The sequence below is a fragment of the Enterococcus asini ATCC 700915 genome (genome assembly GCF_000407365.1).
Classification (GTDB): Bacteria; Bacillota; Bacilli; order Lactobacillales; family Enterococcaceae; genus Enterococcus_C; species Enterococcus_C asini.
Genome location: NZ_ASVU01000001.1, coordinates 1,713,792 through 1,733,398 on the forward strand (window position 1 = coordinate 1,713,792; position 19,607 = coordinate 1,733,398).

Genomic DNA, 19,607 nt, shown 5'->3' on the forward strand with positions numbered 1-19,607 from the left:
TGATGTTACTAGGTTCACACGTATCTATGAGCGGTAAGAAAATGTTGTTGGGAGCAGCGGAAGAAGCAGCAAGTTACGGAGCCAGTACTTTTATGATCTATACGGGGGCACCGCAAAACACCCGTCGCAAACCCATTGAGGAATTGAATATTGAAGCCGGCCAAGCGCTGATGCAAGAAGCGGGCTTGTGTAATATCGTAGTTCACGCGCCATACATTATCAATCTAGGCAATACCATTAAGCCGGAAAATTTTGGCTTTGCGGTGGCATTTCTCCAAGAAGAGATTCGTCGGGCTCAAGCACTGGGAGCGACTCAAATCACCTTGCATCCTGGCGCTCATGTGGGCGCTGGGGTGGATGCGGGGATTGCCCAGATCATTAAAGGGTTAAACGAAGTCTTGATGAAAGAGCAAACTCCACAAATTGCCTTGGAAACCATGGCAGGCAAAGGAACGGAACTAGGCCGGACCTTTGAAGAGTTGGCTAGAATTATCGACGGGGTTACTTTAAATGAAAAACTCTCAGTAACCTTAGATACCTGTCACACCCATGATGCGGGCTACAATATCAAAGAAGACTTTGATGGGGTGCTAAATGAATTCGACCAAATCATTGGTTTGGATCGCTTAAAGGTCGTCCATGTGAATGACTCGAAAAATCCCCAAGGTTCTCATAAGGACCGCCACGCCAATATCGGGTTTGGCACCATTGGTTTTGACGCGTTGAACTATGTGGTGCATCATCCCCAGTTGCAAGGCTTGTCAAAAATCTTGGAAACCCCCTATGTCGGGGAGGACAAGAAAAATAAACGGGCGCCTTATGGCTTTGAAATCGCCATGCTAAAAGAGCAAACCTTCGATCCAGACTTGCTGACAAAGATTATGGCATAAGAAGTGAAAGCAAAAAGACCTGTCTTACTCCGATTTTTCGGGGAAAGACAGGTCTTTTTTTTAACTGACACATTCGATGATTGCCGGAACTTTGCCGAAGAAGCGCTCGATTTCGGCACGGGCTGCTTCGGGACTATCGGAAGCGTGGATGATGTTTTCTGATTTATTCGTGGCAAAATCGCCTCGAATCGTACCAGGAGCCGCTTTGGCACCATCCGTTACGCCTACCATAGTGCGTACCAACTGGATGATATTCTCACCTTCTAAGACGAGGTAGACCACGGGACCACTGGTCATGTAGTCCAAGATTTCTTGGAAAAATGGTCGATCTTGCAAATGAGCATAGTGTTTTCTAGCAAGTTCCTCGGTCATGGTGTCTAAACGCATATGGCTGATGACCAGCCGCCGGTCTTCAAAACGCTGTAGGATGCGGCCGATTAAATTGTGTCGGACTCCATCTGGTTTGATGATTACAAGTGTTTGCTCTGTCATGGTACGCCCCCCTTTGTCTATTACTAGCTTACCATGAATTGAAATTGTTGAAAACGAATACATTAAAATAGCTTCCGTTAGTTTTAAAAAAAGTAATCAAAGAGGATTGACAGCTTTTATGTACAAGTGTACTATTTAACTCATACACTAGCTAGTGAAGCTGGTAAGAAGGAGGGAGCCAAATGGAGTTCTCCAATGAACGACCGATCTATTTGCAGATTATGGATTTGATCATTCAACAAATTCTTTCAAAACAGTTGCTTCCCGGAGCCAAGATTCCCGCCGTTCGTAGCTTAGCCTTAGAACTTGAAACCAATCCGAATACCGTGCAACGGGCACTACAAGAGTTGGAGCGGGAAACGATTTTGTACACACAGCGGGGCAAAGGGCGATTTGTTACCGAAAATCAAGAGCTTTTGGCCCGGTTAGCCGCCAATCAGCGACAGGAATTAATGGAAGAGTACTTAAAAAAAATGCAAGAGATCGGCATTGAACCAAAAGCAGCCTTACGACAGTTGCAAACTTATATCGAGGGGGGAAATTCATGAGTCTAGTAGAAGTCAAAAATGTGTCCTATGGGAAGGGACGCAAACAAATCGTCAATGACGTGAATTTTCAATTGGAACCGGGAAAAATCGTGGCCCTTTTAGGGGAGAATGGTTCCGGGAAAACTACGATTATCCGTTTGTTAGCCGGTCTGGCTTTACGCTGGCAAGGAACGATTACAATTGCTCAAGAAAAGGTAGGGACCAAGACGAAAGCTTTCGTGGCTCTCTTAGCCGATATCAATGACTTTCCCAGCGATTTTTCCATTGAACAAGTGGTGGCCTTCTATGAAACCATGTATGCAGATTTCGATTTAGGCAAAGCCCGGCAGCTTTTGACGTTTATGGAACTAGGTGAAGAAGAGCAGCTGAAGAATCTTTCCCGGGGAAATCGTGAAAAATTGGCCTTGCTTTTGACCTTAAGTCGCAAAGCCCAAGTCTATCTCCTGGATGAACCATTAAGTGGCATTGATTTATTGTCTCGGGAAAAAATCATCCAATCCTTGGTGCGCTGGTTTGATGAGGAAAGCCTTTTGGTGATTACCACACATCAGCTTTCGGAAATCGAGAATATCGTGGATCAAGTCTTGATTTTAAAAGACGGTACGATTGCTCTGCACGCGGATTTTGAGTCTGTCCGAGAAGAAGAGGGCATTGGCCTTGAAGAGTTGTATCGTCAAACCATGCTCGGGGAAAGGAGGTAAACTATGAGCCACAAACTATTTCGTCAATTGGTTTTTGAACACTTGCGCCAATATTTGGTAAGCTTTTTGCTTATTTTATTAGCCCAGCTTGGCTTAGTCATATTGCTACGGGAAAAATTTGGCAAGGTAGCCACCGTGATTGAACTGAAGCCTCCAACATTACAAGTGCTCTTTGTTTTGTGTTTGTTTGTACTCGTCGTGGTGGAAAATCTCGGCATCATGAAGCTTTGGACGAACTCCCGTTATCGAATGTTGCCCGTACCAGCCACGCAGCTGTATTTTGTCAATGTCGTATTTGCCATTTTTAACCAGCTCGTATTTTTTGCCGGGGTAGTTTTTGGCTGGCTTTTGTGGGCCAAGCTCTTTTTACCTATGTTTGATTGGCCGACTTTCGCTTCCTTAGGGGAATTTGCCTTGGGGATGGTCAATTTTGCTGTGAATCTTACGGTCTTGTGGCAAAGTGCGGTGATGTTGATGCTTAACGTCAGTCAACACGTCTTTCCCAAACTGCGCCCGGTGATTGGCATCGGTTGTTTTGTGTTAATCAGCACTGTGGATTCCTTTATCACGAGCATTGGACGCCGTTTAGATGCACCAATTACCCCCAAAACAGATAGCTATCGTTGGTTGTGGAGCACGCCCTTTGAGTTTATTTTTACGTTGATCTTCCTGGGGTTGATCATTACCTTTAGTATTTATCTTTTGCAACACTATACAGAAGCAGAAAGTAGGAAAGAGCATGGTTGAGGAACAAAATGTGTTAGAGCTTTCCAATATTTGGAAACGCATTGGGAAAAAAATGATTATTAAAAATGTCGCTTTTTCGGTGGGCAAAGGACAAGTGGTGGGCTTATTGGGTCCCAATGGTGCCGGTAAAACCACGTTGATTCGTGTGATTGTGGCCTTGATGCAGTTGGACCAAGGGAATATCATGATTGCCGGAGAATCTTTGACGAAAAACTACAAAGAAGCCATCCAACACGTGGGGGCCATTGTGGAAAATCCGGAGTTTTACAATTACATGAGCGGCTACGATAATTTAATGCAATACGTGCGCATGGCCCACCAAGAAATCTCCCCGGAGCAAATCGATGAAGTGGTCAAAGCCGTCCATTTGGAAAACAATATCCAACAAAAGGTGAAAACCTATTCCCTTGGGATGCGCCAACGGCTTGGGGTGGCCCAAGCATTGTTACACCGACCTTCACTATTAGTACTTGATGAGCCGATGAACGGCCTGGATCCAAAAGGGATGCGGGAGTTTCGAGAGATGATCTTAGAACTGCGAGATCAAGGCATTGGCGTGTTGATTTCCAGTCACCAACTTAGCGATATCGAGTTGATTGCGGATCATCTAGTCATCTTGCAAAAAGGCGAGGTCACTCATAAAGTTGCCATGGCAGAAGTCCATCAAGGACAGGGCAATGTGATTTGCGTCATGACCACAGACAACGAAGCCGCTGTTCAATTATTGAATCAAGCGGGTTTCGAACACATTCAAACAACGACAGCTGGTTTGTTTATCACTAGTGCCCAAGACGCACGGGCAACCATTGCCCAAGTCATTGTGAATGGTGGTTTAGGTTTGTTGGAATTGTCCATGAAGCAAAATTCACTGGAAGATGTCTTCCTAGAGTGGACCGAAGAAGGAGGATTATAACATGTTGCAATTGATTAAAAATGAGTGGATCAAACTTGCCAAGAAAAATTCCACTTGGATTATGTTGGGGATTTTAGCCATTTTAACTGTGGGGATTACCTTACTGATTAAAATGGTGAATACCGAACCCATGGGGGCCAATGATTTATTCGCCAGCTTAACGGATATGACCTCATTTCTCAATTTATTTGTAGTAGTGGTGGCGGCATCTTCCATCGCGGAGGAATTTTCTCGGGGAACGATTAAGTTTCTGTTGATCCGTCCTTATTCTCGGACGCAAATCTTTGCTGCAAAGTTTATCAATTCCCTGTTGTTTGCTCTACTTGGTACAGTGATTTTAGGTATTGTGAGCTTTCTATCGGCAAATCTCTTATTAAAAAGTCAGTCTCCTTTTGAGCAGGTAGCCGAGTTTGGTGGTTGGTCCGCACTTCAAGTGGCATTGATGACCGCCTTAGTAAACCTTCTTTTAGTAGTATTGTATGTGACCATTACCATGTTCATCTCCGCTACTATGCGCTCTCAGGCCATGGCGGTGGGCTTAGGCGTAGGGGTACTTTTCGGTAGCTCTTTGATCAATAGTTTCATGGCCATGGGAATCCGCAAGTATCCTTGGCTTAAGTGGAATCTTTTCAACACATTGAACATTCGGGAGACGTTGCCACAATTGGCCGGGGTGAAACTAGACCCATACTTCACGTTGGATTTCTGGCAATCTCTAGGCGCACTTAGCGTGTATGGGGTGTTGTTCTACTTTTTTGCCAATTGGATTTTCAGCGCCCGAGACGTTGCCTTAAGCTAAGGGGCAGGTATTTCACTAGATTCCTAGGAATTTGGTGAAATACCTTTTCTTTTGCCACTTTTTCTAGTAGAATTACTAATTGGAATGTGGTCTGGACACGGATTCGGACTAGACTTATGTGAAAGGAGCGATTGCTATGGTTTCAACACCTCTTGTAGTTGTATTTGTTGTAATTGGTGCATTATTAGGCGCAGTGGGCGGCTTTTTCCTTGCCCGTAAATATATGCAAGATTATTTTGAAAAAAATCCTCCCGTTAATGAGGACATGTTACGCACAATGATGATGTCAATGGGGCAAAAGCCTTCAGAGAAAAAGATTCGTCAAATGATGCAGCAGATGAAAACTCAAAACAACACTTCTAAGAAGAAGTAAGCTGTTTTCATCTTGCGTAAAACGGGCCGGTTTTTGGTCCGTTTTTTTGTTGGAAGAAAATGAAAGTGAGGGAATCATGTCCATATTTCGTAAGTTAGGTTGGTTTTTTAAGCAAGAAAAACGTTCCTACACCATTGGTATTACCGCACTGATTGTCGTGGCTTTTTTGCAGTTGATCCCGCCTAAAGTTATCGGAATCATCATCGATACCATTGCAGCTGGCAAGCTACAGATTCAATCCGTCTTGTTTTGGGTGGTGATCTTAGTTTTAGCTGCTGTGGGACAATACGTCTTTCGTTTTATTTGGCGGACCCATATTTGGGGAAGTGCTGCGCGCTTAGAAAAAGACTTGCGCCGGCAGCTTTTTGATCACTTTACCCGCATGGATCACGTGTTTTATCAAGAGCATCGTACTGGGGATTTAATGGCCCACGCTACCAATGACTTAAATGCCATTCAAAACGTGGCGGGAGCGGGGATTTTGACCTTTGTGGATTCCTTTATTACCGGTGGGGCTACGGTGGTGGCCATGCTAGTTTTCGTAGATTGGCGTTTGACCTTGATTGCCTTGATTCCACTACCATTGTTGGCTTTGACTTCCCGGGTTTTGGGCTCGCGCTTGCATGACGCTTTCCGGGATTCCCAAGCCGCTTTTTCGGATATTAACGATAAGACCCAAGAAAGCATCACCGGAATCAAAGTGATCAAAACTTTTGGCCAAGAAAAAGAAGACTTGGCAGATTTTCAAGGGAAAATCGACAGTGCCATCGTCAAGAATCGCCGGGTGAATTTCTTAGACGCACTTTTTGATCCCTTTATCACGGTGGTTATCGGGTTGAGTTACGTGCTGACGATTATCGTTGGCGGGAACTTCATCATGGAAGATGTTATTACCATTGGGCAGTTGGTTTCTTTTATTAGTTATATCGGTATGTTGGTGTGGCCGATGTTTGCCATTGGACGCTTGTTTAATGTTTTGGAACGAGGCAATGCCAGTTACGACCGGGTTGCCGAGTTGTTGGAGCAAAAGACACATATCAAGCAAAATCCTGAAGCCATTACGACCCCGGCTCAAGGAAGTTTGAATGTGGAAATTGCCGAATTCCAATACCCAGATGACCAAAGTCCCGTCTTGCAACAAGTGAAATTCGCCATGGCAGCAGGGGAAACCATCGGGATTGTCGGGCGGACTGGTGCCGGTAAAACAACCTTGATGAAACTTTTGCTACGGCAATACGATGATTACCAAGGCAAGATTACCTATGGCAACATCGATATTAAAGACTACACGTTAGATGCTTTGCTGCACTCCATTGGGTATGTGCCTCAGGATCATTTTCTCTTTTCCATGACGATTCGAGACAATATCCGCTTTGCCAATCCCCAAGCAACCCAAGAGCAAGTGGAAATGGCTGCGCGCTTAGCTGCCATTCATGAAGATATCGAAGCCTTACCAGAAGGTTATGACACCATGGTAGGGGAACGCGGCGTCTCACTATCCGGAGGCCAAAAGCAACGGGTATCCATCGCTCGGGCGCTCTTAGTGGAACCAGAACTTTTGATTTTAGATGATGCCTTGTCCGCGGTGGATGCGACTACGGAAGAAGCGATTCTCAGTGGCTTGAAGCAAGTCCGGGCTGATAAAACTACGATTATTTCTGCCCATCGTTTAAGTTCTGTGATGCATGCCAAAGAAATCATCGTTTTAGACGGCGGTCAGGTCATCGAACGAGGCACCCATGAGGAATTACTGGTTTTAGAAGGCTGGTACAAGCGCATGTGGGACCGACAACAATTAGAAGCCAAAATCGAAGGAGGGGTCAACTAATGGAAAAACATCAGTCTGAATGGAGCAAGTCCATTCCTTTTGCCGAACAAAAAGTGATCATTAAACGGATGTTTACCTTTGCGAAACCTTTCCGGAAGACCTTCTTTGCCGCGATTTTCTTTGCCTTGTTGCTTTCTGTGGTCAATATTTTAATGCCTCGGATTATCCAAACCTTTATGGACAATTACTTGACACCAAAAACCGCGACTCAATCCGTAATCTTCTTTTTTGGGGCTTTGTATTTCTTCGGGGTCTTGGTCAAAGCCGTTATTTGGTTTTTCCAGTGGTTCTTGTATTCCATGGCTTCTTTAAAGACTTTCCAGCACATTCGCGTGTTGCTCTTTGAAAAACTGCACACCTTGGGCATGCGCTACTTCGATCAGACTCCCGCCGGTTCCATCGTCTCTCGGGTATCCAATGACACGGAAACCCTCTTTGACTTTTGGCATGTCTTTTTGATGCTATTAACCGGCGTTTTTGCGGTAGGCTCATCCTTTGTCGCCATGTTTTTGATTGCCCCTCACATCGCCATGATTAATCTGGTTTTTCTGCCGATTTTACTAGTTGTGATTTGGTACTATCAAAAATTCAGTTCCGTAATCTATCGGAATATGCGAGAAAAGCTTAGTCAGTTGAACACGAAGTTAAACGAGTCGATTTCTGGCATGACCATTATTCAGCAATTTCGACAAGAAGCTCGGGTGAATGCAGAATTTGAAGCAATCAACGAAGACTACCTACGCACCCGCTATGCCATGATTAAAACCAACTCCTTGTTACTGGCACCGATTATTAATCTGCTCTATGCATTAGCGGTAGCTATGAGTTTGACTTTGTTTGGCTACGATGCCTTGAGTTCGCCGGTGGAAGTGGGGATGATTTACGCCTTTACCACCTATGTGCAAGGATTCTTTAATCCCATGAACCAGATGATGGACTACCTTTCCGTCTTTACCGATGGGTTAGTGGCGGCAAGTCGGATTTTGAAAATCATGAATGAAGAAGAAGTCACACCCCAACAAAATCCCGGAGCAAATCAACAAGTAAAGGAAGGCAAAATCGAGTTTCGCAACGTCAGCTTTTCCTATGATGGCAAACACGATGTCTTAAAAAACATTTCCTTTGTGGCCAATCCCGGAGAAACCGTGGCTTTAGTGGGTCATACGGGTAGCGGCAAGAGTTCCATTATCAATGTGCTTATGCGTTTTTATGAGTTTGGACGCGGGCAGATTTTGATTGACGACCAAGACATTCGAGATTTTCCCATTGAAGAACTGCGGCGAAAATTAGGCCTTGTCTTACAAGATGCATTTATGTTTTACGGTGATATTAGCGACAATATCCGCCTGTTAAACAAAGACATTACCCAAGCAGAAATAAAAGAGGCTGCCGAGTTTGTCCAAGCAGATCACTTTATTCGGGAATTACCCGGGGGCTATCACGCCAAAGTAATCGAGCGTGGAGCCAGCTATTCTAGCGGTCAACGACAACTTTTGTCCTTTGCCCGGACCATGGTCACGAAACCAAAAATATTGATCCTAGACGAAGCCACCGCCAATATCGACACGGAGACGGAAGGGCTGATTCAAGAAGGCTTGGCCAATATGCGCCAAGGCCGGACGACGATTGCCATCGCTCACCGCTTGTCCACTATTCGCGATGCTAACTTGATTTTGGTTTTGGACAAAGGTCGCATTGTAGAAGAAGGCACTCACCAAGAACTTTTGGCCAAAGGCGGCCTTTACGGTGATATGTACAAGCTACAAAGTTCTGAAGAATAAAAGTGCTTATATTTAAGTTATACGATCCACCCAGACCGAGACTGTGTTAGCAGTCTTAGGACTGGGTGGGTTTTTTTGATAGTCCCTCATTTTTATAGGGAATCTCTAATGAACAAAACGATTTTCACTCAAAAAATTAAAAAAGTTTTTCAAAGAGTGTTGACAGCGCTTTCTATTGTTGCTATGATGAACGTGTTAATTGAATAGGCAGACAGATGGATAGTGATTGTGCAAACAAGCTAAACCTAATGAATTCGCAGGGATACCTGTGCTTTCGTTAGGTTTTTTCTGTGCTTTTGAAGGAGGGGGAAAAGAAATACCACAAAAAAATAATTAGAAAACGCTTACATTACGATTGTTGTTCGTTATTATAAAACTACAACGTGATTAGTAAATGGTGAATGTGTTATGAGATAGGGAGGTCGGTGACACTGACATGAAAATTGTCAAGGTTCTAAATAACAACGTGGTGCTTTCCAAGGATGAGAAAGATAACGAGGTCATTCTAATGGGGCGAGGTCTGGCTTTTCAAAAAAGAGCCGGAGATTTCCTAGAAGAGAGCCGCATCGACAAGCGTTACCAGCTAGAGGATGAGATTTCCCGTCAGTTTCAGGAATTATTGGTAGATGTTCCTTTGAAATATCTGGAGCTGGCTACGGCGATTATCGATTACGCCAAGGAAACCTTGCAGACGCCACTGAGTGATTCGATTTACATTTCCGTGACGGATCACCTTTACACGGCCATTCAGCGAGTGAAAAGTGGCATTCGGGTACGCAATATCCTTCTCTGGGACATCAAACGCTTTTATCCTGATGAATTTGCCATTGGGAAGAAGGCTCAAGACAAGATTTTTGAGCAGTATCGTTTAGACCTTGGAGAAGATGAAGCGGGTTTTATCGCGTTACACTTAGTAAACGCACAAACTCATAAAGGTCAACAAGACGTTTATGAACTGACGGAGTTAATGCAAGAGATCACCCAGATTGCTAGCTATTATTTTAAGACACCTTTTGATGAAGATTCGGTTTACTTTTATCGCTTTTCTACTCACTTGCGCTTTTTTGCAGCTCGGATTATGAGTGGCAAGCAACTGGTGGATGAGACAGACGAGGAATTATTACAAATTATTCAAGTGAAATACCACAATGCCTATCAATGTGTGTTAAAAATCGAAAGCTACATTCAACAAAAATACTCTTATGGCATGACTAATGATGAAAAACTTTATCTGACGATTCATCTAGCACGTTTGGTTCAAAAGGCAAGTCAATGAACAAAGGCGAGGGCTTCTTCGCCAAAAGATAGAAACAAGCTACTTATACTGAGGAGGGAATCACGTGGGAAAATATCAAGAATTAGCTGAAAAAATCGTAGCAAATGTTGGTGGCAAAGAAAATATCAATAGTCTGACACACTGTATCACGCGCTTGCGCTTCAAGTTAAAAGATGAAGGCAAAGCCAATGACGACATCCTGAAAAATATGGACGGTGTGGTAACCGTTATGAAATCCGGCGGGCAGTACCAAGTCGTTATCGGTAACCATGTGCCAGCAGTTTATGAGGATGTTTTAAAAACTACCGGCTTGTCCGCCGACGATGGGGGCCAAGCTTCTGGAGGCAGTATTTTTAACCGAATCATTGACATTTTAAGCGGCTGTTTCCAACCCTTCTTGGGAGCCTTAAGTGCGGCCGGGATGATCAAAGGGGTAAATGCCTTACTGGTCTTTCTCAGCACACAGTTTGGTTGGTTTACTTATACCGCAACCGGGGGTACGTACCAAATGCTCAATGCCATCGGGGACTCGATTTTCTTCTTCATGCCGGTGATTCTAGGCTATACTGCAGCTCGGAAATTCGGTTTGAATACCATGGTGGGAATCGTGATTGGGGCAGCCTTATGTTACCCATCGATTCAGTTGAATGCAATGAGTGCAGCCTTCCCTGATGGGGCAGCCCATTCCTTGTTGGGACTCCCTGCATACGAGACCTTCTTAGGGATTCCTTGGGTAGCCGGCAACTATACTAGCTCTGTTATGCCGGTAATCTTTATCGTAGCTTTTGCCGCACAAATCCAAAAGCTAGCGAAAAAAGTGATCCCAGAAATCGTGCAAACGTTCTTCGTACCATTCTTTGTTCTATTGATTGCATTGCCAATCGGCTTCTTAGCAATCGGGCCAATCATCGGCTTTGCTACTGATCTATTGGGTCAAGGGTTCAACTCACTAATGGCCTTCTCACCAGCTTTGTATGGCTTATTACTAGGGGCATTCTGGCAAGTCTTGGTAATCTTTGGGTTACACTGGTCCGTTATTCCTTTAGCAATCATGCAAATTACCGAATACGGTATGAGCCAAGTATTAGCAGGTTCATTTGCCGCAAGTTTCGCACAAACGGCAGTTATCGTAGCAATGTTCTTCAAACTAAAAGACAAGAAGTTAAAAACTTTGGCAATCCCAGCTATTATTTCAGGGATCTGTGGGGTAACGGAACCGGCGATTTACGGTTTGTCCTTGCCGAAGAAAAAACCATTTATCTATTCAATGATCGGTGCTGCAGTTGGTGGTGTCATTATGATGATGCAAGGGGCAACGGCTTATCAAATGGGTGGCTTAGGAGTCTTCGGAATCGTAAGCTACATCTCTCCTGAAGGAAATGCATCTGGAGCAATGACGGCTATCCTTGCCGTGTTAGTAGCAATGGGAATCAGCTTTGCCTTGACTTTCTTCTTCTGGAAAGACGAAGAAGTTGCAGAAGAACAAGACGTTGCGACTACGATTTTGCGTAAAGAAGTAGTTACTACCCCAGTTCAAGGAACGATCATGCCATTAGCGTCTTCAAAAGATGAAGCGTTTGCTCAAGGAGTTTTGGGGAAAGGGGTCGTGATTCAACCGGAAAAAGGCGAAGTAGTCGCACCATTTGATGGTACCGTGATGACTTTATTCCCGACAAAACATGCGATTGGGTTGATTTCTGACAATGGTTTGGAACTTTTGATTCATATTGGACTAGATACGGTGCAGCTAGATGGGGAGCATTTTACCGCTCACGTGAAACAAGGTGACAAGGTGAAACGGGGCCAAAAACTCGTAAGCTTTGACATTCCAGCGATTCAAGCTGCCGGCTTCAGCGTAGAAACACCAGTAATCATTACGAACAGTGGGGATTATTTGGATATCATTGAAAGCGACAAAGCCAATGTGACTTGTACAGACGAACTGATCACCGCATTAGCTTAAGAAAATAGCAAAAAATAGGCCGGGTTCACGATTGAATCCAGCCTTCTTTTGACCTTTTTTTCGACTACAGAGTTAGTTTGGCAAAAAAGAATCTTGAATTTGAATGTCCGACAAAGGAGGTTCTTCCATGATTGCCACAGTGGAAGGACGCTTGTCAATCAAAGCACCGGTTTTGATCAAATGGGCTAAATTTGCCTGATAATGCTCGCTAAAGACACAGCAGTAAAGTAAGTTCAAGAGGTAGGTCACCGAAGTATTGATAGAAAAATTGCCGATTTTGGAATACAACCGTTCCCTAGTAGTCATATTCAAACGGCAAGTAGCCCGACGAGCGATTTCGTTGTCACCGATACTGGTAATGGCGATAAAGGGAATCTGTTCTTGCTGTAAGAGTTTGGCGATTTGACGCAATTCTTGGTTTTCGCCGGTATAGGAAATTAAGATGGCACAACTTTTGGGAGGCATATTTAAGGATTCGTAAGCGGCCTCTCCCGGAGTGGCCTGGGAGGTCATTTTGCCAATGCGGTTCATTTTCAAGAGAAAATCCTGAGAGATTAGGCGATTGGCATTGCTACCGAAAACCTTGATCTGGTCAGCGGCAAGCAGCAGTTGCTTGGCGGTATTTAATTCATCGTGATGCACCAAAGACAACGTATCCTCCAAGGTGGACTGCTCCAAGCGTGTCAGTTTCTGGGCGATGGTGGTAATGCCATCGGTGGGGGCAAAGGGAAGATTTGCATCGATTTCTTGAAAGTGACCGGTTAAGTATTGTTCTTCTTTGGCAAAAGCTTCTTTTAGTTCCACCCAACCGCTGAAACCTAATTTTTTGGCCACGCGAATCAAAGTAGAGGGATGGACAAAGTTCCGTTGGGCGATTTGTTGCACGGTTAATTCTTGCAAGACTTGGTTGTGTTGAAGGATGTCATCCACCAGCTGTTGTTCGGCGCTAGAAAAATGGGTGGCTTGCATACGTTCACGAATTAGCATAAGCAACTCCTTTTGTATCGTTTACGAATAGTATAGCTTTTTTGTAAACGATAAAACAGAGGAAAAAGGCTGCTTAATAGAAAAAGAACAAATGAGAAGGGTTTCATTTACGAGCATTTACAAGATGAGCGAAAAAAATGGGGAGTTTTGTAAACGCTTATGGAAAAACAGGTAATTCCCTAGTGAATTTGATTTACAAAAGAGATAATCAATATGAGAAGAGGAGGCGGATTTATGACAGGAGTAAAAATTGCAACAATCGGCGGAGGTTCTAGCTACACACCGGAATTAATGGAGGGCTTTATTAAACGGTACGAGGAGTTACCGATTCGTGAGATTTGGTTGGTGGATGTGGAAGCCGGCCGAGAAAAACTGGAAATCGTAGGAGCAATGGCCCAACGAATGTGGGATGCTTCTCCTTATAAAGTGAAAGTACATCTGACCATGGATCGCAAAGAAGCCTTACAAGGTGCAGACTTTGTCACGACTCAATTTCGTGTAGGGTTACTGGAAGCCCGGATTAAAGACGAACGGATCCCGGCTTACTATGGCATGTTAGGCCAAGAAACCAATGGTGCTGGGGGCATGTTTAAAGCCTTTCGCACGATTCCGGTAATTTTGGATATCGTGGAAGACATGAAGCGTTACTGTCCCGATGCTTGGCTGGTGAACTTTGCGAACCCTAGCGGCATGGTGACAGAAGCGGTGGTGCGTTACGGTAAATGGGATAAAGTCATCGGCCTGTGCAACGTGCCGGTCATGGCGACGATGTTGGAACCTGGATTGATTGGCAAAGAAACCGATGAATTGATTTACAAGTTTGCCGGTCTCAATCACTTCCATTGGCATAAAGTAGCGGACAATCACGGTCAAGATGTGACGTTGGACTTAATCGACAAGATGTATCAAGAAGACAATGGCTTGCCGAAAAACATCTATGATATTCCTTTCGAGCGGGATTTATTGGAGCAAATGAAGATGATTCCATGTGCATATCATCGTTATTACTACCAAGAAGAAGAGATGTTGGCCCATGCTTTAGAAGAGTATCAAACGATTGGCACGCGGGGACAGCAAGTGAAGCAAACGGAAAATGAACTTTTCGAACTGTACAAAGATCCAAACTTGAACTATAAACCCGAGCAACTCTTGCAAAGAGGTGGGGCGTACTATTCCGATGCGGCTTGTGAAACCATCGCGTCAATCTATGCAAATAAAGAAACTCAAATCGTGGTATCCACGAAAAATGAAGGGGCGGTACCGGATCTGCCGGCAGATTGTGTAGTGGAAGTCACGGCTTACATTGGTGCACAAGGAGCGCGAAATGTTGCCTTTGGTCCATTGCCTACCGCAGAGCGGGGCTGGCTGCAAGTTATGAAAGCCATGGAACTATTGACGATTGAAGCGGCGGTGACTGGGGATTACGGCACCGCACTACAAGCATTCACTTTGAATCCATTGATTGTTTCCGGGGCAACGGGTAAACGGGTTATGGATGAATTGTTTATCGCCCATAAAGAATTTTTACCAAACTTTGCTGAAACGATTGCCAAATTAGAAGCAGAGGGCGTGACGGTACAAGACGAAATCGCTCGGGATCTTTCGCTCGTAACCGCTGGATAGGAGTTGAAAATGGGACAAAAGATTATCTTTTTAGACGTAGATGGTACGTTAGTGGACTATGAGAATCGACTGCCACACTCCGCCTTACGTGCTTTGGAAAAAGCGCGTAAGGCCGGGCACTTGATCTATTTAGCCACCGGACGAAGCAAAGCCGAACTTTACGGGGAGATCAGCCAGGTAGCCTATGACGGCTATATTGGCGGCAATGGTAGCTATATCGAAGTGGCAGACCAAGTCGTTAAAGAAGAAACCCTATCCTATGAGGAAACGAAAGCCATCGTGGACTGGTTAGAAGCCCGACAGTTGGAATTTTACCTGGAGGCCAATAGTGGCTTGTATGGCAGCCGTAATTTTGAAAAACGCGGCCAGCCTACCATGCAAGCTTACTCAAAAAGCAAAGGCAAAGAAATTACTACAGTCAAAGAAGCTTTTCCAGAATTGATTCTAGGAGCCGATCTTTATCGGAGTGATATCAACAAAATCAGCTTTATCCTAGACAGTTACCAAGACTACTTAGATGCTTGTCTGGCCTTTCCTGAGATGAAGTTAGGGACGTGGGGTGGTGTCGGTGAAGAAGCGTTATTTGGGGATGTGGCCCGGGGCAATATCAACAAAGGAAACGCCGTTAGCGAACTACTAGCTCATCTGGGAATCAATGCGAAAGACAGTCTGGCTTTTGGGGATGCCAAGGTGGACATTCCCATGCTAGATGTGGCAGGTGTCGGGGTGGCCATGGGCAATGGCGGCCCGGAAATTCAAGCCATGGCGGATTTTATTACCAAAGATGTAAATGAAGATGGCATCTGGCATGCCTTCGAATATTTTGACTTACTATAATCAATCAAACACAAGGAGCGTATACAAATGGGATTTCGTAAAGACTTTTTATGGGGTGGGGCAACGGCTGCCAATCAATGTGAAGGAGGTTACAACGAAGGCGGTCGTGGACTGGCCAACGTGGATGTGGTGCCCATTGGCAAAGATCGCTTCCCAGTGATTTCTGGGGATATGAAGATGCTAGATTTCGATGACCAACATTTTTATCCAGCCAAAGTGGCCATCGATATGTACCATCATTGGAAAGAAGACATCGCTTTGTTTGCGGAAATGGGCTTCAAGACTTACCGCATGTCCATTGCTTGGTCACGGATTTTTCCTATGGGGGATGAAAAAGAACCCAATGAAGCAGGCTTGCAATTTTATGAAGACATCTTTAAAGAGTGCCAAAAATACGGCATCGAACCCTTGGTGACCATTACTCACTTCGATTGTCCGATTCATTTGATTGAAAAATACGGGGCTTGGCGCAGTCGGGAATTAGTCGGTTTTTACGAAAATCTCTGCAAAGTGATCTTTAACCGTTACAAAGGCTTGGTGAAATACTGGCTGACTTTCAATGAAATCAACATGATTTTGCATGCGCCATTTATGGGAGCCGGCTTGAATTTTGAACCGGGAGACAATAAAGAGCAGATCAAATACCAAGCAGCCCACCATGAGTTGTTGGCTTCAGCCATTGCCACAAAAATCGCCCATGAAGTGGACCCAGAAAACAAAGTAGGTTGTATGCTTGCTGCCGGAGCGTACTATCCATACAGCTGTAAACCAGAAGATGTCTGGGCATCTCGCCAAGAAGACCGGGAAAATTACTTCTTCATCGATGTACAATCTCGCGGGGAATACCCGGCTTATGCTTTGAAGAAAATGGAACGCGCCGGTATCCAGTTGGAAATGGCAGAAGGGGATTTGGAATTACTGAAAGCTCATACCGTGGACTTTATTTCCTTCTCTTACTATTCTTCTCGGGTGGCTACCACAGATCCAAAACTCTTGGAACAAACCCAAGGAAATATCTTCGCTTCCGTGAAAAATCCATACTTGGAAGCTAGCGAATGGGGTTGGCAAATCGATCCTCTCGGCTTCCGGATTACATTAAACGACATTTACGATCGCTACCAAAAACCATTGTTCGTGGTGGAAAATGGTCTTGGTGCGGTGGATGTGCCGGATGAAAATGGCTACGTGGCAGACGATTATCGCATCAGTTACTTGGCTGAACACGTGCAAGCTATGAAGGATGCGGTGGAAATCGATGGCGTGGATCTTTTAGGATACACCACTTGGGGCTGTATCGACTTGGTTTCAGCAGGAACCGGGGAAATGAAGAAACGGTACGGGTTCATCTACGTGGATCGGGACAATGAAGGCAACGGTACCTTGAAGCGTAGCAAGAAAAAATCCTTCGACTGGTACAAAAAAGTCATTGCCACAAACGGAGAAGATCTGAGTAATTAAATAAAAAAATGGAGGTGGGCCTAGTCCTGCCTCTCTTTTCAGTCAAGAGAAAGAAGGGAACGTATGGGATTTCCAGAGAATTTTTTGTGGGGTGGCGCAACGGCGGCCAATCAATACGAAGGGGGCTATCTGTCCGGTGGCAAAGGCTTAAGCACGCTAGATGCCATTACCGGTGGTAGCAAGGATCATCCCCGGATGATTACTTATCGGACAAAAGAAGGCCAGATCGAGCGAGTAAACCGTGATGCGAGCCTACCTGAAGGGGCCACGGGCTTTGTGGAAGCCGACCAGTATTATCCTAGTCATGTGGCGACGGATTTTTACCATCATTGGCAAGAAGACATTGCTTTGTTTGCGGAAATGGGTTTCAAGTGTTTTCGCATGTCCATTTCCTGGGCGCGGATTTGTCCCAAAGGAAACGAAGAAGTCAATGAAGAAGGACTTGTCTTCTATGAACGAATCTTTGATGAACTCTTAAAATATGGCATCCAACCGGTGGTAACGATCAATCACTTCGACATTCCTATGTACTTGGCGGATCATTACGACGGCTGGAGTGATCGTGAGGTCATCGATTATTTCTTATTCTTCTGCGAGACGATTTTTAAGCGCTACAAAGGCAAAGTGACTCACTGGATGACCTTCAACGAGATTAACTTTTTGCGCAGTTGGACACAAATCGGTATCCATCAAAACGATCCGCAAACTTTGTGGCAAGCCCGTCATCACTTGTTTGTGGCTAGCGCCAAAGCGGTGGTTCTAGGTCATGAAATTGACCCGAACAATCAAATCGGTATGATGATAGCCTATATTCCTAGCTATCCGATGACCGCCAACCCAGAAGATGTGCTGGCGGCGTTGCAATTTAATCGGCAACAAGAGACCTTTATCGATGTTCAGGTAAAAGGGCAGTATCCAGCCCACTTGTTGAAGTATTTTGAAAGAGAACAGATTGAAATCCAACAAGAAGCAGAGGATGAAAACTGGCTTAAAAAAGGTTGTGTGGATTACATTGGCTTTAGCTACTACATGTCCACGGCTGCTTCTGCCAATCCGGAGCAAGTCAAATATGTAGGGGGCAACCAGCAACCCGCTGTGAAAAATCCTTACTTGGAAGAGTCTGATTGGGGATGGGCCGTGGATCCTTTGGGCTTACGGATTTCGTTGTGCCAGCTCTATGATCGTTACCAAGTACCGCTCTTTATTGTAGAAAATGGATTTGGTGCTTTGGATCAAGTGATGGCAGAAGGGGAGATTCACGATGATTACCGCATTGATTATTTCCAAAAACACATTCAAGCCATGAAAGACGCCGTGGAATTGGATGGAGTAGACTTAATGGGCTACACGCCTTGGGGTTGTATCGATCTAGTGTCGGCGGGAACCGGGGAGATGAAGAAGCGTTATGGCTTTATCTACGTGGACTTAGACGATGAAGGTAACGGGAGCCTGGCTCGTAGTCGGAAAAAATCATTCCATTGGTATCAACAAGTAATCCAAAGTAACGGAGAAGATTTAGCCAACAAATAAAGCTTGTTGCAGTAGACGGAGGGACCCGTGGGCCCTCCGTCTTTTAAGTTGCTTAAAAGAATGAAAAGCAAACAAGAATAGACAAAGTTCGGATTTCAAGCTAAAATTAAAGGGATGATTGAAGACCGATAGAGGAGTACACCTATGCAAAAATATATCTATATCTCAAATGATATTCGCAATAAAATCTTAGCCGGCACTTATTCCGCCAATGAGCAATTGCCCTTTGAAAAGGACTTGTGCGTGCAGTATGAGGCTAGTAAGATGACCGTGAAAAAAGCCTTGGACATCTTGGTTTCGGAAGGGTTGATCATCAAACGCCGGGGCTCTGGGACGTTTGTCAAAGATTTGTCCATTGACGAAATCGAGCGGATCACCGTGGCCAACCAATTCCGGGGAACGACGGCGTTGAATCCTGGTAAAGAGGTCAAAAGTAAAGTGTTGGCTTTTTCTGTAATCGAAGCACCGGCTGTGGTGATCAATAAGCTGAATCTGAGTCCGGGAAGTTTTGTTTATGATATCTATCGGGCCCGCTACATTGACGGTCAGCCTCACGTGATGGAGAAGACCTATATGCCCATTGATCAAATACCCGGCTTGAAAAAGGCCAATATCGAAGGCTCGATTTATGGCTATATTGAAGACGAGCTGGGCTTGAGGATCCAAAGCGCTCACCGTCAGATTTCCGTGCGCAAAGCCAATGAAACGGAAGTGGAATACCTGGACTTGCAGCCGGGTGACCCTGTCGCCGTGGCAGAACAAATCGCGTATTTCGATACGGGAATTGCTTTTGAGTATTCGATTTCCGTTCATCGCTATGACGAGTTTTCCGTAGAGATGATTCTGACCCGAGACTAAATC

The 19,607-nt window shown here is 44.8% G+C and carries 18 protein-coding genes; 16 read left to right on the forward strand and 2 right to left on the reverse strand.

Annotated features, from left to right (window positions below; genetic code table 11):
• Positions 1-2: 2 nt before the first annotated feature.
• Positions 3-890: a deoxyribonuclease IV gene (locus I579_RS08300; protein WP_010754057.1), complete on the forward strand. Its 888-nt coding sequence runs from the start codon at positions 3-5 to the stop codon at positions 888-890.
• 60 nt (positions 891-950) lie between these two features.
• Here I579_RS08300 and ndk read toward each other — a convergent pair whose 3' ends face one another.
• Positions 951-1,382, reverse strand: a complete 432-nt coding sequence (ndk, locus tag I579_RS08305) for a nucleoside-diphosphate kinase (protein WP_010754056.1) — start codon at positions 1,380-1,382, stop codon at positions 951-953.
• A 182-nt stretch (positions 1,383-1,564) separates the two neighbouring features.
• Here ndk and I579_RS08310 point away from each other — a divergent pair, with 182 nt between their 5' ends.
• The 10 genes from I579_RS08310 to I579_RS08355 all read left to right on the forward strand — a co-directional run bounded on the left by I579_RS08310 (position 1,565) and on the right by I579_RS08355 (position 12,311).
• The gene (locus I579_RS08310) at positions 1,565-1,930 is read left to right on the forward strand and encodes a GntR family transcriptional regulator (RefSeq protein ID WP_010754055.1); all 366 of its coding nucleotides are present in this window, start codon (positions 1,565-1,567) and stop codon (positions 1,928-1,930) included.
• On the forward strand, positions 1,927-2,631 hold the full coding sequence (locus I579_RS08315) for an ATP-binding cassette domain-containing protein (protein ID WP_010754054.1): 705 nt from the start codon (positions 1,927-1,929) through the stop codon (positions 2,629-2,631). The genes I579_RS08310 and I579_RS08315 overlap by 4 nt, the downstream gene beginning before the upstream one ends.
• A 3-nt stretch (positions 2,632-2,634) precedes the next feature.
• Entirely contained in the window at positions 2,635-3,378 is a 744-nt protein-coding gene (locus tag I579_RS08320) for a hypothetical protein (RefSeq protein WP_010754053.1), read from the forward strand.
• A complete protein-coding gene (locus I579_RS08325) occupies positions 3,371-4,291 on the forward strand; it encodes an ABC transporter ATP-binding protein (protein ID WP_010754052.1) in 921 nt (306 codons plus the stop codon). The genes I579_RS08320 and I579_RS08325 overlap by 8 nt, the downstream gene beginning before the upstream one ends.
• 1 nt (position 4,292) lies before the next feature.
• Positions 4,293-5,090: an ABC transporter permease gene (locus tag I579_RS08330; protein WP_010754051.1), complete on the forward strand. Its 798-nt coding sequence runs from the start codon at positions 4,293-4,295 to the stop codon at positions 5,088-5,090.
• 136 nt (positions 5,091-5,226) lie between these two features.
• Positions 5,227-5,463, forward strand: coding sequence for a YneF family protein (locus I579_RS08335; RefSeq protein ID WP_010754050.1), 237 nt, complete (start codon positions 5,227-5,229; stop codon positions 5,461-5,463).
• 76 nt (positions 5,464-5,539) lie between these two features.
• On the forward strand, positions 5,540-7,291 hold the full coding sequence (locus I579_RS08340; protein ID WP_010754049.1) for an ABC transporter ATP-binding protein: 1,752 nt from the start codon (positions 5,540-5,542) through the stop codon (positions 7,289-7,291).
• Positions 7,291-9,072, forward strand: a complete 1,782-nt coding sequence (locus I579_RS08345) for an ABC transporter ATP-binding protein (RefSeq protein WP_010754048.1) — start codon at positions 7,291-7,293, stop codon at positions 9,070-9,072. The genes I579_RS08340 and I579_RS08345 overlap by 1 nt, the downstream gene beginning before the upstream one ends.
• Before the next feature lie 436 nt (positions 9,073-9,508).
• The gene (gene licT, locus I579_RS08350; protein ID WP_010754047.1) at positions 9,509-10,348 is read left to right on the forward strand and encodes a BglG family transcription antiterminator LicT; all 840 of its coding nucleotides are present in this window, start codon (positions 9,509-9,511) and stop codon (positions 10,346-10,348) included.
• A 64-nt stretch (positions 10,349-10,412) separates the two neighbouring features.
• On the forward strand, positions 10,413-12,311 hold the full coding sequence (locus I579_RS08355) for a beta-glucoside-specific PTS transporter subunit IIABC (protein ID WP_010754046.1): 1,899 nt from the start codon (positions 10,413-10,415) through the stop codon (positions 12,309-12,311).
• Between the two features lie 72 nt (positions 12,312-12,383).
• Here the strand turns inward: I579_RS08355 and I579_RS08360 are convergent, their stop codons facing one another.
• Entirely contained in the window at positions 12,384-13,298 is a 915-nt protein-coding gene (locus I579_RS08360; RefSeq protein ID WP_010754045.1) for a MurR/RpiR family transcriptional regulator, read from the reverse strand.
• 234 nt (positions 13,299-13,532) lie between these two features.
• On the opposite strand from I579_RS08360, the gene I579_RS08365 reads away from it, so the two are divergent.
• The 5 genes from I579_RS08365 (at position 13,533) to I579_RS08385 (ending at position 19,604) form a co-directional block, all read left to right on the forward strand.
• Positions 13,533-14,921, forward strand: a complete 1,389-nt coding sequence (locus I579_RS08365) for a 6-phospho-beta-glucosidase (protein ID WP_010754044.1) — start codon at positions 13,533-13,535, stop codon at positions 14,919-14,921.
• A gap of 9 nt (positions 14,922-14,930) precedes the next feature.
• Entirely contained in the window at positions 14,931-15,758 is an 828-nt protein-coding gene (locus I579_RS08370; RefSeq protein WP_010754043.1) for a Cof-type HAD-IIB family hydrolase, read from the forward strand.
• 27 nt (positions 15,759-15,785) lie between these two features.
• Positions 15,786-17,216 carry a 6-phospho-beta-glucosidase gene (locus I579_RS08375; protein ID WP_010754042.1) on the forward strand — a complete coding sequence of 477 codons (1,431 nt, stop codon included), beginning with the start codon at positions 15,786-15,788 and terminating at the stop codon, positions 17,214-17,216.
• A gap of 63 nt (positions 17,217-17,279) precedes the next feature.
• Positions 17,280-18,746: a family 1 glycosylhydrolase gene (locus tag I579_RS08380; protein ID WP_010754041.1), complete on the forward strand. Its 1,467-nt coding sequence runs from the start codon at positions 17,280-17,282 to the stop codon at positions 18,744-18,746.
• A gap of 144 nt (positions 18,747-18,890) precedes the next feature.
• On the forward strand, positions 18,891-19,604 hold the full coding sequence (locus I579_RS08385; RefSeq protein ID WP_010754040.1) for a GntR family transcriptional regulator: 714 nt from the start codon (positions 18,891-18,893) through the stop codon (positions 19,602-19,604).
• The last annotated feature ends 3 nt before the right edge of the window (positions 19,605-19,607 follow it).

Bases quoted from the DNA above. Each gene is read 5' to 3' on its own strand.
- I579_RS08300 (WP_010754057.1), top strand. From the start codon at position 3: ATGTTACTAGGTTCACACGTATCTATGAGCGGTAAGAAAATGTTGTTG.
- ndk (WP_010754056.1), bottom strand. From the start codon at position 1,382: ATGACAGAGCAAACACTTGTAATCATCAAACCAGATGGAGTCCGACAC.
- I579_RS08310 (WP_010754055.1), top strand. From the start codon at position 1,565: ATGGAGTTCTCCAATGAACGACCGATCTATTTGCAGATTATGGATTTG.
- I579_RS08315 (WP_010754054.1), top strand. From the start codon at position 1,927: ATGAGTCTAGTAGAAGTCAAAAATGTGTCCTATGGGAAGGGACGCAAA.
- I579_RS08320 (WP_010754053.1), top strand. From the start codon at position 2,635: ATGAGCCACAAACTATTTCGTCAATTGGTTTTTGAACACTTGCGCCAA.
- I579_RS08325 (WP_010754052.1), top strand. From the start codon at position 3,371: ATGGTTGAGGAACAAAATGTGTTAGAGCTTTCCAATATTTGGAAACGC.
- I579_RS08330 (WP_010754051.1), top strand. From the start codon at position 4,293: ATGTTGCAATTGATTAAAAATGAGTGGATCAAACTTGCCAAGAAAAAT.
- I579_RS08335 (WP_010754050.1), top strand. From the start codon at position 5,227: ATGGTTTCAACACCTCTTGTAGTTGTATTTGTTGTAATTGGTGCATTA.
- I579_RS08340 (WP_010754049.1), top strand. From the start codon at position 5,540: ATGTCCATATTTCGTAAGTTAGGTTGGTTTTTTAAGCAAGAAAAACGT.
- I579_RS08345 (WP_010754048.1), top strand. From the start codon at position 7,291: ATGGAAAAACATCAGTCTGAATGGAGCAAGTCCATTCCTTTTGCCGAA.
- licT (WP_010754047.1), top strand. From the start codon at position 9,509: ATGAAAATTGTCAAGGTTCTAAATAACAACGTGGTGCTTTCCAAGGAT.
- I579_RS08360 (WP_010754045.1), bottom strand. From the start codon at position 13,298: ATGCTAATTCGTGAACGTATGCAAGCCACCCATTTTTCTAGCGCCGAA.
- I579_RS08365 (WP_010754044.1), top strand. From the start codon at position 13,533: ATGACAGGAGTAAAAATTGCAACAATCGGCGGAGGTTCTAGCTACACA.
- I579_RS08370 (WP_010754043.1), top strand. From the start codon at position 14,931: ATGGGACAAAAGATTATCTTTTTAGACGTAGATGGTACGTTAGTGGAC.
- I579_RS08375 (WP_010754042.1), top strand. From the start codon at position 15,786: ATGGGATTTCGTAAAGACTTTTTATGGGGTGGGGCAACGGCTGCCAAT.
- I579_RS08380 (WP_010754041.1), top strand. From the start codon at position 17,280: ATGGGATTTCCAGAGAATTTTTTGTGGGGTGGCGCAACGGCGGCCAAT.
- I579_RS08385 (WP_010754040.1), top strand. From the start codon at position 18,891: ATGCAAAAATATATCTATATCTCAAATGATATTCGCAATAAAATCTTA.